Origin of the sequence: Stenotrophomonas sp. BR163, assembly GCF_047520985.2 — a bacterium.
Taxonomy (GTDB): domain Bacteria; phylum Pseudomonadota; class Gammaproteobacteria; order Xanthomonadales; family Xanthomonadaceae; genus Stenotrophomonas; species Stenotrophomonas sepilia.
This window is the reverse complement of record NZ_JAXBRE020000003.1, coordinates 125,522-138,214: the sequence shown is the minus strand read 5'-3', so window position 1 is coordinate 138,214 and position 12,693 is coordinate 125,522. Positions and strand designations below refer to the sequence as shown.

At 66.2% G+C, this 12,693-nt stretch carries 9 protein-coding genes; 5 read left to right on the top strand and 4 right to left on the bottom strand.

Annotation, left to right across the window (positions count from 1 at the left end; translation table 11 throughout):
• Window positions 1-24: 24 nt before the first annotated feature.
• Genes minD through ACM0PY_RS03015 form a run of 3 tightly spaced genes read left to right on the top strand, consistent with a single transcriptional unit; the run spans window position 25 to window position 1,626 of the window.
• Window positions 25-834 (top strand): septum site-determining protein MinD, encoded by an 810-nt coding sequence (gene minD / locus ACM0PY_RS03025; RefSeq protein ID WP_072166930.1) that lies wholly within the window; start codon window positions 25-27, stop codon window positions 832-834.
• 2 nt (window positions 835-836) lie between these two features.
• Complete coding sequence (minE, locus tag ACM0PY_RS03020; RefSeq protein ID WP_005408532.1) at window positions 837-1,097, top strand: cell division topological specificity factor MinE; 261 nt, start codon at window positions 837-839, stop codon at window positions 1,095-1,097.
• 46 nt (window positions 1,098-1,143) lie between these two features.
• On the top strand, window positions 1,144-1,626 hold the full coding sequence (locus ACM0PY_RS03015) for a hypothetical protein (protein ID WP_061480387.1): 483 nt from the start codon (window positions 1,144-1,146) through the stop codon (window positions 1,624-1,626).
• A 161-nt stretch (window positions 1,627-1,787) separates the two neighbouring features.
• Here ACM0PY_RS03015 and ACM0PY_RS03010 read toward each other — a convergent pair whose 3' ends face one another.
• From ACM0PY_RS03010 to ACM0PY_RS03000, 3 genes are all read right to left on the bottom strand, one after another.
• On the bottom strand, window positions 1,788-3,032 hold the full coding sequence (locus tag ACM0PY_RS03010; protein ID WP_180884902.1) for a DUF819 family protein: 1,245 nt from the start codon (window positions 3,030-3,032) through the stop codon (window positions 1,788-1,790).
• Window positions 3,033-3,172: 140 nt separating this feature from the next.
• Window positions 3,173-5,251 (bottom strand): alpha/beta hydrolase family protein, encoded by a 2,079-nt coding sequence (locus ACM0PY_RS03005; RefSeq protein ID WP_180884904.1) that lies wholly within the window; start codon window positions 5,249-5,251, stop codon window positions 3,173-3,175.
• 233 nt (window positions 5,252-5,484) lie between these two features.
• The gene (locus tag ACM0PY_RS03000; RefSeq protein WP_180884906.1) at window positions 5,485-7,449 is read right to left on the bottom strand and encodes an OPT family oligopeptide transporter; all 1,965 of its coding nucleotides are present in this window, start codon (window positions 7,447-7,449) and stop codon (window positions 5,485-5,487) included.
• 200 nt (window positions 7,450-7,649) lie between these two features.
• On the opposite strand from ACM0PY_RS03000, the gene ACM0PY_RS02995 reads away from it, so the two are divergent.
• Both ACM0PY_RS02995 and ACM0PY_RS02990 read left to right on the top strand, forming a co-directional pair.
• Entirely contained in the window at window positions 7,650-8,798 is a 1,149-nt protein-coding gene (locus ACM0PY_RS02995; protein WP_180884908.1) for an acetyltransferase domain-containing protein, read from the top strand.
• Window positions 8,799-8,873: 75 nt separating this feature from the next.
• Window positions 8,874-10,628 carry a peptide MFS transporter gene (locus ACM0PY_RS02990; RefSeq protein ID WP_134970891.1) on the top strand — a complete coding sequence of 585 codons (1,755 nt, stop codon included), beginning with the start codon at window positions 8,874-8,876 and terminating at the stop codon, window positions 10,626-10,628.
• Window positions 10,629-10,684: 56 nt separating this feature from the next.
• Here the strand turns inward: ACM0PY_RS02990 and ACM0PY_RS02985 are convergent, their stop codons facing one another.
• Window positions 10,685-12,673 carry an alpha/beta hydrolase family protein gene (locus ACM0PY_RS02985; protein ID WP_088496413.1) on the bottom strand — a complete coding sequence of 663 codons (1,989 nt, stop codon included), beginning with the start codon at window positions 12,671-12,673 and terminating at the stop codon, window positions 10,685-10,687.
• Window positions 12,674-12,693: the final 20 nt, after the last annotated feature.

Sequence of the window (12,693 nt, the reverse complement as noted above, 5' to 3'; positions counted from 1 at the left end):
AACAGAATCATCAGGAGAAGTCCTTTGGCTGAAATCATCGTAGTCACCTCCGGCAAGGGCGGCGTCGGCAAGACCACTTCCAGCGCGAGCCTGGCCTGCGGCCTGGCCCGGCGCGGCAAGAAGGTGGCGGTGATCGACTTCGACGTCGGCCTGCGCAACCTCGACCTGATCATGGGCTGCGAACGCCGCGTGGTGTATGACTTCGTCAACGTCGTGCACGGCGAAGCCACCCTCAAGCAGGCCCTGATCAAGGACAAGCGCTTTGACAACCTGTACGTGCTGGCCGCCTCGCAGACCCGCGACAAGGACGCACTGACCCAGGAAGGCGTGGGCAAGGTCCTGAAGGACCTGGCCGCCGACGGATTCGAGTACATCATCTGCGACTCCCCGGCCGGCATCGAGAAGGGTGCCTTCCTGGCGATGTATTTCGCCGACCGCGCGGTGGTGGTGGTGAACCCGGAAGTGTCGTCGGTCCGCGACTCCGATCGCATCATCGGCCTGCTCGACTCGAAGACCCACAAGGCCGAGTCCGGCCAGGACGTGCCGGCCTTCCTGCTGCTGACCCGCTACACCCCGGTGCGCGTGGAAAGCGGCGAGATGCTGAGCATCGCCGACGTCGAGGAAGTGCTCGGCCTGAAGGCGATCGGCGTGATTCCTGAGTCGGGCGACGTGCTCAACGCCTCCAACAAGGGCGAGCCGGTCATCCTGGATGTCGAATCCGCTGCCGGCCAGGCCTATGAAGACGCCGTCGCGCGCATCCTCGGCGAAGAACGCCCGATGCGCTTCACCAACGTCGAGAAGAAGGGCTTCTTCAGCAAGCTGTTCGGAGGGTAAGCATGGGCCTGTTTGATTTCCTCAAAGCGAAGAAGACCACCGCCGAAACCGCCAAGAACCGCCTGCAGATCATCATCGCGCAGGAACGCAGCCACCGCGGTGGCCCGGACTACCTGCCGCTGCTGCAGCGCGAGCTGCTGGAAGTGATCAAGAAGTACGTGAACATCGACGTCGATGCAGTGAAGGTCGACCTGGTGAAGGATGGCCAGCACGACGTGCTGGACATTTCCGTGGCGCTGCCCGAAGGCCCGGACAAACCCTGATCCCCAGCCCCGCCCGTGCCTGCATGGGCGGGGCTGCCTGACCCGCATGACCGATACGACAACCGCCGTGGACATCACCTGCGTGGGCGACATCGCCTTCGCCGACGCGCAGCGCCTGCTCGCCGCGCATGGCCTTCGGCTGCACCACGTGGCGCCCGGCGAACCGATTCCCGGCAGCTATTGGGGCGAGCCAGAGGCCGGCATCATCGCCAGCAACGTGTACGTGCGCGATGACACGCCCGTGCACTCGATGCTGCATGAGGCCTGCCACCTGATCGTACTGCCACCGGAGCGGCGTGCGCAGGTGCATACCGATGCCACCGACTCGGTGGCCGAGGAAGACGCGACCTGCTACCTGCAGATCGTGCTGGCCGGGCAGCTGCCCGGTGTCGGCAGCCAGCGGCTGATGGCCGACATGGATGCGTGGGGATATACGTATCGGTTGGGATCTACGAAAGCGTGGTTTGAACAGGACGCCGAAGACGCGAAGGCGTGGTTGATCGAACGCGGATTGCTGCAGGCGGCGTAACCGCCGCTGGTGGGTGCGGACCTTGGTGCGCACCATTCACGCATGGCGTGGATCTACTGTAGAGCCGAGCCCATGCTCGGCTGCTCTTCGCTGTTACCTGCACAAATGCAACCGAGCGCGGGCTCGGCTCTACAGGATCTGCCCCATCGCCCCGTGCACAATCACCCCTGCCCGGCCAGCGTCCGCAAGGTAATGCCGACGATGTAGGCCAGGTACGTGCCGGTGGCATAACCCATCGTCCCCAGCAGCACGCCGACCGGCGCCAGGGCCGGATGGAACGCCGCGGCCACCACCGGCGCCGAGGCTGGGCCACCAATGTTCGACTGCGAACCGATGGCGAAATAGAAGAACGGCACCTTCAGCAGCTTGCCCAGGCACCACAGCAGCACGATGTGCACGCTGATCCAGATGATGCCCAGCAGGAACAGCCACGGGCGATCCAGCAGCGCCAGCAGATCCATCTGCATGCCGATGCAGGCGATCAGGAAGTACAGCAGCAGCGAGCCCAGGCGCGATGCGCCCGCACCTTCCAGGTTGCGCGCACGGGTGAAACTGAGGCTGAGGCCGAGCGTGGTCGACAGCACCACCACCCACACGAACGGCGCGTCCAGGCTGAACTGCGCAGCCCAGCTGACATTCGCCTTGAACCACGCCGCCAGCGGAGTGCCAATGGCGTGAGCCAGGCCGACACCGCCGAAGGCCACCGCCACGATCAGCATCAGGTCGGTGAGGCTGGGAATGCGCTCGTGTTCGGCCTGGAAGCGCGCGATGCGCTCCTTCAGCTCATCGATGGCCGAGGTATCGGCACCACTGCGTGCGTCGATCTTCGCCGCGCGCCCGGCCAGGAAGATCAGCGCGGCCATCCATACGTAGCCGACCCCCACGTCGACCACCGCGAACTGTCCGAAGGTGGTCGCATTGACGTCGAACACTTCACGCATCGCCAGCATGTTGGCGCCGCCACCGATCCAGCTGCCGGCCAGCGCGGCCATGCCGGCCCAGGTGTCGCCGGCCACGGTTTCCGGATGCACGGCACGCATCAGCAGGAACGCCACCACCGCACCGAGCATGATGCTGGCCGAGGCACCCAGGTACATCAGCACCAGCTTCGGGCCAAGCCGCAGGATGCCCTTGATGTCGACCGCAAGGGTCAGCAGGATCAGCGCCGCCGGCAGCAGGATGTCGCGCGCGATCGGGTTGTAGAGTCGGGTGTTCTGCCCGTCGATCAGGCCGACGGTGTTGTAGATGCCGGGAATCAGGTAGCACAGCAGCAGTGCCGGCACGAAGGTGTAGACGCGCTTCCACAGGCCCTGCTCCCGCGAGGCGGTCCAGAACACGGCGCCAAGGGTGGCGGCGATCAAACCGAAGACGACGATGTCGTTCTGGATCAGGGCAGTCGAAGGCATGCAGGCGCTCTGGTAGAGCCGGCCGCTGGCCGGCTGCTGTTGGCGGCAGATCCGGAAGGTGCACCGACCAACGGTCGGCACCCACCGGTAAAGCAGAGGGTGAAACAAAAGCGCCGCCCCGAAGGGCGGCGCTGCAATCATCAATTGCCGATGTGCTGCTTCAGCCAGGCATTAACGGTGTCATGCCACAGGATGCTGTTGTTCGGCTTCAGCACCCAGTGGTTTTCATCCGGGAAATACAGGAACTTCGATTCGATGCCCTGGCGCTGGGCGGCGGTGAATGCGGCCAGGCCCTGCTCGACCGGAATGCGGAAGTCCTGCTGGCCGTGGATGACCAGGATCGGCTTCTTCCAGTCCGCCACGTGGTTGACCGGGTTGAACTTCTCGTAGTTGGCGGCCTTCTGGTACGGCGTGCCGCCCTGTTCCCACTCGGTGAACCACAGTTCTTCGGTGGCGTAGCCCATCATGCGCTGGTCGAACACGCCGTCGTGGTTGACCAGGCACTTGAACGGGCCGTTCCAGTTGCCGGCGATCCAGTTGACCATGAAGCCGCCGTAGCTGGCGCCCAGCGCGCAGGCCTTGTCACCGTTGAGGAAGGCGTACTTCTTCAGCGCCGCATCCCAGCCCTTCTGCAGGTCTTCCAGCGGGCGGTCGCCCCAGTGCTGGCTGATCGCATCGGTGAATGCCTGGCCATAGCCGGTGGAGCCGTGGAAGTCGATCATCACCACCGCGTAGCCCTGGCCCGCGTAGGTCTGCGGGTTCCAGCGGTAGCTCCAGCCATTGCCGAAGCTGCCCTGCGGGCCGCCGTGGATCAGGAACGCCACCGGGTAGGACTTGCCTTCCTGGTAGTTGTGCGGCTTGACCACGTAGCCGTGCACGGTGTCGTTGTTCCAGCCCTTGAACTCGAACTGCTCGTAGTCGCCGAAGGACACGTCCTTCAGCACCTCGCCTGCGGCCGGGGTCAGCGCGCGCAGTTCGCCGATGGCTTCGCCCGTGGCCGGCAGCAGGCCGACCAGCACCTGGTCGTTGCTCTTCAGGCTGTTGCGGGTGATCGCCACGCTGTTGCCGGCCACGTCGACCGCGGTCACGCTGCCGTCGCCGATCAGCTTGGTGGCCTTGCCGCTGGCCACGTCGATCTGGAACAGCGGGTGTTCGCCGAGGTCATCGGCAGTGGTGTAGATGCTGGCGCCGTCGGCGGACAGGGTGATGCCACCGGCCGAACGATCCCACTGCGGGGCAATCTCGCGGGTCTTGCCGCTGGCAACGTCCATCGCCATCAGGCCGAAGCGGTCGGCCTCGAAGCCCGGGCGCTTCATCGCGCGGTAGAACAGCGTCTTGCCGTCGGCACTGAACACCGGGCCGGCATCCCAGGCCGGGTTGGAGGCGGTCAGGTTGACCGGCGCCTGCTTGCCCGCGGCGTCGAAGCGGTACAGATCGAAGTTGGTCGACCACGGTTCCTGCTTGCCAGCCACACGGATGCTGGCCACTACGCTGGCGCCATCCGGCGACCACGCGAAGTCATCATTGCCGCCGAACGGCTTGGACGGCGCATCACCATCGATGGTCGCGCTCAGTGCCGAGGCGCCCTTGACTGCACCGGCCTTGGCCGCAGGCAGCGGAGCGACGAACAGGGTGTTGCGGCGGCCGTCGTTCCAGGTGTCCCAGTGGCGCACGAACAGCGAATCCCATACCTGGCCGCTGGCCTTGGCGTCCTTCTTTTCCTTCAGCTTCTTCTCGGTGCAGGCCAGGTCCGAGGCGCAGGCCTGGAACACGCCGGCGCTGAACAACACGCGGTCGTCCTGCGGCGACACGTGGTAGCTGTCCACGTCGACCGGGAAGTCGGTCAGCTGGCGCGGGGTGCCGCCGCTGATCGGCTGCGCGTACAGCTGCTGGCTGCCGTTCCTGGCACTGAGGAAATACACGGTCTGGCCATCGGCCGACAGCGAAGCGGAATTGACGTTCCAGCCGGCCGAGGTGATCTGCTTCGGCGGCGCTGCATCGCGGGTGCGCAGGTTGCGCGCGTACAGCGCGGTGGAGGCCTTGAGATTGGCATCCACGCTGCGCTTGGCGAACACCACGGTGCCGCCGTCAGCGGTCAATACCGGCGCGGAGACGCGGTCCATGGCCACCATGTCGCGGACTTCCAGGCCACGGGCAGCGGCGACGCTGGGCAGGGCGGCCAGCAGGCTCAGTGGCAGCAGGGCATGACGCAGTTTCATCGGGGTCTCCGCAGGACGGCAAAAAACCGATGGTAGGCCCGCATGGCCGGGGCTGCCAAGGCCATCGGTCATGGCTGCAGGCGGGCAATCGCCAGAAACAGCAAACCCCGCCGAAGCGGGGTTTGTGGGGACGCCGGGGTCGGATCCGATTCCGGCGGAATCGGCTCTGACCCCAGACGCCGTCAGCGCGGGGTCGGAGCCCTTCCCTGCGGGAAGGCGTCCGACCCCATTGCTTACGCCTTGGCGTACTTGCCGGTGCGGTAGATCAGCCAGCCGACCAGGAACAGCACGGCCAAGCCGATCCACTGTGCGCCCGGCAGGTGGAACGGCACCGCCAGCACGTCGGCACGGCTGCTGATCACGATCGGAATCGCGATGGCGATGCCCATCAGTGCCTCACCGGTGATCAGGCCCGCGGCAAACAGCACGCCCGGCTTGTGCACGCGGTCGCGGCCTTCTTCATCATCGGCGCGCACCTTGTGGAAGCGCTCGACCAGATGGGCGATCAGGCCGCCGAGGAAGATCGGCACCATCAGTTCCAGCGGCAGGTAGATGCCGATGGCGGCGGCCAGCACCGGCACGCGGAAGCGCGCGTTGCGGGACTTCAGCCAGCTGTCGAAGGCGATGATGGCAGCGCCGACCACAGCACCGATGCCGATGAAGGTCCACGGCAGTTCACCACCGAACAGGCCCTTGGCCACCGAGGCCATCAGGTTGGCCTGCGGCGCAGCCAGCGCGTTCGGGTGCAGCTCGGACTTCACGCCGATGCCGTAGGCAGTGGCCAGCAGGTTCAGTACCGGGGCCATGATCAGCGCGCACGAGAACGCACCGATGCCCAGCATCAGCTGCTGCTTCCACGGGGTGGCACCGACGATGTAACCGGCCTTGAGGTCCTGCAGGTTGTCACCACCGACCGCAGCGGCGCAGCACACCACCGCGCCGATCATGATCGCGGCCACCGCACCCAGCGGTGCACCGCCGGCACCGACCGGCTTGAGGCCGTCAGCGCCCAGCAGCACGACCAGCACGGCCGAGGCGAACAGGATGGTCGAGATGGTGATGCCCGAGACCGGGTTGTTGGACGAACCGATCAGGCCGGCCAGGTAGGCCGAGACCGAAACAAACAGGAAGCCGGCGACGATCATGATGAGGGTCATCGGGATCGACACGTGCCACTGGCCGACGATGGCCTGATACAGGGCCAGCAGCGGCAGCACGAAGGCCACCAGGGCGACCAGCATCCACTTCATCGGCAGGTCGCGTTCGGTGTGCGCCAGCACCGGACCACCGCTCTTGCGGGCTGCCGCGAAGCCACTCTTGACGCCGTTCAGCAGCGACTTGCGCAGCGAGATCAGGGTCCAGATGCCGCCGATCAGCATTGCGCCGACACCCAGGTAACGCATCTTCGCGCCCCAGATGGCGAACGCGGCTTCGGTGGACGAAGCGGTGGCAACCGACGCGGCCAGTGCCGGATCGGTGTTCATGAAGAACGCCTGGTAGATCGGAATGGCGATGTGCCAGGTCAGGATCGAGCCGGATACCACCACGATGCCGACGTTGAGGCCGACGATGTAGCCCACGCCCAGCAGTGCAGGCGACAGGTTGGTGCCGATGAAGGCGGTGACCTTGGAGCTGCCGACATAGGCCGAGGTGGCCCAGGCGTCCGGGATCAAGCGCATGCCGCTTTCCGCAGCCAGCTTGACGAAGGCGCCGATCACCGCCGACAGGCCGAGGATCTTCAGGCCCGGACCCGGGTTCTCACCGGCCTTGAGCACTTCCGCCGCCGCCTTGCCTTCCGGGAACGGCAGCGGGTCTTCAACGATCATCGAACGGCGCAGCGGCACCGAGAACAGCACGCCCAGCAGGCCACCCAGGCCGGCGATGCCCAGCACCCACCAGTACTTGAAGTCCGGCCAGTAGCCCATGATCACCAGCGCGGGGATGGTGAAGATCACACCGGCGGCGATCGATGAACCGGCCGAGGCACCGGTCTGCACGATGTTGTTTTCAAGGATGGAGCCACCGCCCAGCAGGCGCAGCACGCCCATGGAAATCACCGCGGCGGGAATGGCGGTGGCGATGGTCAGGCCTGCGAACAGGCCGAGGTAGGCGTTGGCGGCCGACAGCACCACCGCCAGCACGATGGCCAGGGCCACTGCGCGGAAGGTGAGCTGCTTGGGCGCAGCGTCGTGGTTCATGGAAGCCCCTGCTGGCAAAAAATCCCTGTCACGCTAGCGTTCAGGGCAGATCAAGTCCAGCGTGCCAAAGGATGGGGGCGTGCGCTGCAGCGCAACGGGCCAACACGTGGCACGGCAATCGACCGACCCGGCAAAGTCCGGATGGGCGCACCGCAAATGATATGTTATATCTTAATGCTTCCTTGTTCTTACTGCATCGCATGCCCCCTTCCCCCTCTCCCCGCCTGGCCTCCATCGACCAGCTGCGCGGCACCGTGATGCTGCTGATGCTGCTGGACCACGTGCGCGAGACCTTCTTCCTGCAGCACCAGGTGAGCGACCCGATGGACGCAGCCACGGTCTCCCCTGCGCTGTTCGCCTGCCGTCTGCTGGCCCACCTGTGCGCACCCGTGTTCGTCCTGTTGACCGGCCTGTCGGCCTGGCTGTACGGCCAGCGCCAGCCGGATCCGCGCCGGGCCACAGCCGCCTTCCTGCTCAAGCGCGGGCTGTTCCTGGTGGTGCTGGAACTGACCCTGGTGAACTTCGCCTGGACCTTCCAGCTGCCGCCGCACACGCTGTACCTGCAGGTGATCTGGGCCATCGGGCTGAGCATGATCGCGCTGGCCGGCCTGCTGTGGCTGCCACGCCCGGCCCTGCTGATGCTGGCAATCGCGGTGGTGGCCGGGCACAACCTGTTCGACGGCATGCGGGTGCAAGGCGATGGCCTGCTGGCGGTGCTGTGGAAAGTGCTGCATCAGCGCGGCTGGATCGAGGCTGGCGCGCTGCGCCTGCGTACCTCCTATCCGGTGCTGCCGTGGATCGGGGTGATCGCGCTGGGTTATCTGATGGGGCCCTGGTTCGCCCGCGAGCGCGCGCCGGAGCAGCGCCAGCGCTGGCTGCTGTGGACAGGCGTCGGCGCGCTGGCCCTGTTCGCATTGCTGCGGTTCGCCAACCAGTATGGGGATGCTCCCTGGTCGTACCAGACCACTACGCTGCGCACGTGGTTGAGCATCTTCAATGTCACCAAATACCCGCCGTCCTTGCAGTTCCTGCTGCTGACCCTGGGGGTGGGAATGTTGCTGCTGCGGCTGTACGAATGGCCGCCGCTGGCGCGGGCACTGCAGCCGCTGGCCGATATCGGCGCTGCGCCGATGTTCTTCTACCTGCTGCACCTGTATGTGCTGAAGGGGCTGTACCTGGGCGCGCTGGCAATCTGGGGCCCGACACACGGTGACCTGTACGCGCTGGATTCGGTCGCCGGCCTGCTGCTGGTGGCCTGTGTGCTGGCGGTGGTGCTGTACCCGCCGACGCAGGCCTTCGCGCGGTTCAAGGCGCGAAGGCGCGATCTGCCGTGGTTGCGATACCTGTGATCGCCCAGGCCAGTCCGGCAATCCATGGCGTGGATCTACTGAAAGCGGATCAGGCCACAGGCCTATAATTCCGCGATGAATTCCACCGCTATCGCTTCCGACGACTTCCTGGGCCATCCCAAGGGCGTCTACGTCTGCTTCTTCACCGAAATGTGGGAGCGCTTCTCCTTCTACGGCATGAAGGCGCTGCTGCTGCTGTACCTGACCAAGTACCACCTGTTCGGCGACAAGGCCGGCCTGGACCTGCTCGGTGCCTATGGCGGCCTGGTGTACTGCATCCCGGTGTTCGGTGGCATGCTGGCCGACCGCTGGCTGGGCATGCGCCGGGCGGTGCTGTTCGGCGGCATCCTGCTGGTGCTCGGCCACCTCGGCATGGCCTTCGAGGGCCACGCCGCGTACCGGGTGAACGGCGAAGTGGTGCGCGACACCTCGGCACTGGCGGTGACCTACCTGTCGCTGGCGCTGATCATCATGGGCGTTGGCTTCCTGAAGCCGAACATCTCCACCATCGTCGGCAAGCTGTACGCCAAGGACGATCCGCGTCGCGACTCGGGCTTCTCGCTGTTCTACGCCGGCATCAACCTCGGCGCGCTGTTCTCATCGCTGGTGTGCGGCTTCCTCGGTGAGGCCTATGGCTGGAAGTATGGTTTCGGTGCTGCCGGCATCGGCATGCTGGCCGGCCTGGCGATGTTCCTGTGGGGCCAGAAGTACCTGCAGGGCCATGCCGAACCGCCGCAACCGGCCGCGCTGAAGCAGAAGGTGCTGGGACTGCCGCGCGAATGGCTCATCTATCTGTGCGCGGTGCTGGGTGTACTGCCGGTGGCGTGGTTGATGTGGGCTGCCGGCAACGGCGCGTTCGCGCTGGGCGGTGAAATCAGCCTGGCGCTGATGCTGATGCTGGTGGTGCTGGGCGGCGTGCTGGTCTGGTTCGCCTGGTTCACCGGCAGCAAGTGCACGCCGGTGCAGCGCCAGCAGATGATCGCGCTGATGGTACTGATCTTCCTGGCGCTGGTGTTCTTCACCATGTACGAGCAGTCCTACGGCTCGTGGGTGACCTTCACCGACCGCCTGTTGACCAAGGACATCGTGCCCTCGCTGGTGATCACCGGCGGCACGCCGCTGCCGTGGTCGATCCTCTCGCTGCTGCTGGCACCGCTGGGCTTCGTGGTCAGCGCGCGCCTGTCGGAACGGCGCCCGGGCTCGGCTGCGCCGCGCATGTTCTTCGCCGCCATTGTCGTGCTGATGCTGGTGCTGCTGGTGCGCGACTGCCTGGTGATCCCGCAGACCGCCGGCTCGCTCACCTATCTCGGCGGCCTGTTCCTGGTGCTGCTGGCGCCGGCATTCGCCGCGCTGTGGACGTGGATGGACCGCCGCGGCTGGGAGCCGGGCAAGCCGGTGAAGTCGGCCTGGGGCCTGGTGATCGGCGCACTGTCGTTCGTACCGCTGGCACTGGCGGCGCAGCAGGTGGGCGCCACTGGCGAGATGGCCAGCGTGTGGTGGCTGGTGCTGGCCTACTTCCTGCTGGCCAGCGGCGAGATGTGCCTGTCGCCGGTCGGCCTGTCGGCAGTGACCCAGCTGGCCGTGCCGCGGGTGATGAGCCTGATGATGGGCACCTGGTTCCTGGCCACCGCATTCTCGGAGACGCTGGCCGCGCTGTTCGGCAAGCTGGCCGCGATCGAGGTGCCGGAAGGCGAATCGCTGGACATGGTGGCCGCAGCCGGCGCCTACGCGCACCTGTTCTGGCTGCTGATGTGGATCGGCCTGGGTTGCGCACTGGCGGCCTTCATCGCCGCACCGCTGCTGAAGAAGATGATGCACGGGGTGAAGTAAACCCCGCGCTTGCGGAAAACCAGGGCGGCGGAACGTTCATCCGCCGCCCTGTCAGCTCAGGGCGCCTTGTCCTTGCCGGTCGCAGGCGCGGCCGTCGCGGTCTTGCCACCCAGGCTGCGCGCCAGGAAGGCCAGCAACTTGTCGTAGTACTCGCTGCGATGGGCCTCGGTGTAGAAGCCGTGGCCTTCGGTCTTGTAGTACAGGCTTTCCACCGGCGTGCCGGCGCGCTTGAGCGCCGCTTCCATGCGTTCGGTGTGCTGGATCGGCGCGCGCTTGTCTTCGCCACCGGCGGCCAGGAACACCGGCACCTTGATCCGTTCGGCCAGGTTCACCGGCGACACCGCACCCAGCTTGGCCGGATCCCCCAGCCATTCGCGCAGATAGGTCACGCCTGAACCCCGGTCCTGGATGTCGCCGCGGGTGTACATCATCGGCAGGTCGTAAACCCCGACATAGCCCGCCGCGCACTGATACAACCCGGGTTCACGGGCGGCACCCATCATCGCCGAGTAGGCCCCGTAGCTGGCGCCGTAGATACAGATGCGACGGCCGTCGGCGATGCCTTCGCTGATTGCCCAGCGGGTGGCATCGGTGACATCGTCCTGCATTGCCGCGCCCCACTGCTGCGCACCGGCCTGGGTGTGGGCCCGGCCGTAGTTGCCCGAACCACGGAAGTTGACCTGCAGCACGGCATAACCGGCCGCGGCCAGCATCTGCGTTTCGCGGTCGTACTGGCCGGAATCGAAGATGTCGAACGGGCCGCCATGCGGCATCACCACCATCGGCAGGTTGCGCCCGTCGCTGCCGGCCGGCAGGGTCAGGAAGCCATGCAGCGGCAGCCCGTCGCGCGCCTTCAGTGCAATCGGCTTCACGCTGGCACTACGGTCCACGTCGATCCAGTCGCTACGGCTGATCAGGTGATCGGCCTTTCGCGCCACCGTGTCGTACACGTAGAAATCGCCCGGGTTCGAGCCCGACCAGGTTTCCACCAGCACGACACGGCCATCGCGGGTGCTGGAGGTGATGTAGACGGGCCCTCCGAAGGCCGCTTCCAGGCTGCGGTACAGGCGCGCCTCCGGCGACTTCTCGTCGAAGAACCGGGTACGCGGCGTATCGCCCAGATACAGCGCGCCCACCGGCACGTGGGTGCCGGGCCGATGGATGATGCGATACGGATTGACCACCTCGTCGCGCAGCAGCGTGGCACGCTCGCCGGTCTGCGGGTTCCAGCTGACGATCGCATCCGGGCCCTGGGCCTGCTCGACGTTGAGGTAGGCCAGGCTGTCATCGGCCGAGAAGCCGAGGGCGGTTTCGATGCGCTTGCTGACCGCCTCGTCGTTGATCAGCTTCCAGGTGTCGCCGCTGCGTTCGCGGAAATACAGCTTGTTGATGTTGTCGCTGCCCGAGCCGTGCACGAAGCGGACCTCGCCGGCGCCATCGGTGGTGAATTCGCCGCGCCGTACCGGCGAAGATGCCACCCGCGCACGGCGGCCGGTGGTCACATCCATGCGATCGACGCGGGTGAACGGGTCCTCGGCCAGCGGCCATACGGTCACCAGCACGTTGCGCTCGTCGCCCGGCAGGTCGTCGGCCAGGAAGGCGGCCACTGCTTCGACTTTCTTCGGCTGGATGCGGGTCCCCGGGCCCTTGCTTTCGACGCGATAGCCGACCAGCAGCTCGCCACGGTTGCCGTTGGCGTCGACGGCATAGAGTTCGCCGGTGGGATTGGGTTGGTCGAGCGAGCCCCACTTCTGGGCCAGGCCGATCAACAGGCGTTCGTTGCTGACCCAGTCGAATTCCTGCGCGTGGTTGCGGCTGGGTGGCCAGAAACTGCCGACCAGCTGCTTGTCCTTCAACCGCAGGATCGCGATCGCGGTGCTGTCTTCCCTCGGCACCGTTGCCGCTACGTACTCGCCCCCCGGCGAAATCTTGATGTCGGTGAAGGTCTCCCGGCGCAGGTACTGCGTCAGGTCCACCGCCCCCACGCTGCCTGCGGCAACGCCCCCGATGACGGCCAGTGCGGCCGCCAGAATCGTCTTGTGCATCCTTCCCCTGCTCCTGTGGA

Coding starts and splice junctions, on each gene's coding strand:
- ACM0PY_RS03015 (WP_061480387.1), top strand. CDS start 1,144: ATGACCGATACGACAACCGCCGTGGACATCACCTGCGTGGGCGACATC.
- ACM0PY_RS03000 (WP_180884906.1), bottom strand. CDS start 7,449: ATGAACCACGACGCTGCGCCCAAGCAGCTCACCTTCCGCGCAGTGGCC.
- ACM0PY_RS02995 (WP_180884908.1), top strand. CDS start 7,650: ATGCCCCCTTCCCCCTCTCCCCGCCTGGCCTCCATCGACCAGCTGCGC.
- ACM0PY_RS02990 (WP_134970891.1), top strand. CDS start 8,874: ATGAATTCCACCGCTATCGCTTCCGACGACTTCCTGGGCCATCCCAAG.
- ACM0PY_RS03010 (WP_180884902.1), bottom strand. CDS start 3,032: ATGCCTTCGACTGCCCTGATCCAGAACGACATCGTCGTCTTCGGTTTG.
- ACM0PY_RS02985 (WP_088496413.1), bottom strand. CDS start 12,673: ATGCACAAGACGATTCTGGCGGCCGCACTGGCCGTCATCGGGGGCGTT.
- minE (WP_005408532.1), top strand. CDS start 837: ATGGGCCTGTTTGATTTCCTCAAAGCGAAGAAGACCACCGCCGAAACC.
- ACM0PY_RS03005 (WP_180884904.1), bottom strand. CDS start 5,251: ATGAAACTGCGTCATGCCCTGCTGCCACTGAGCCTGCTGGCCGCCCTG.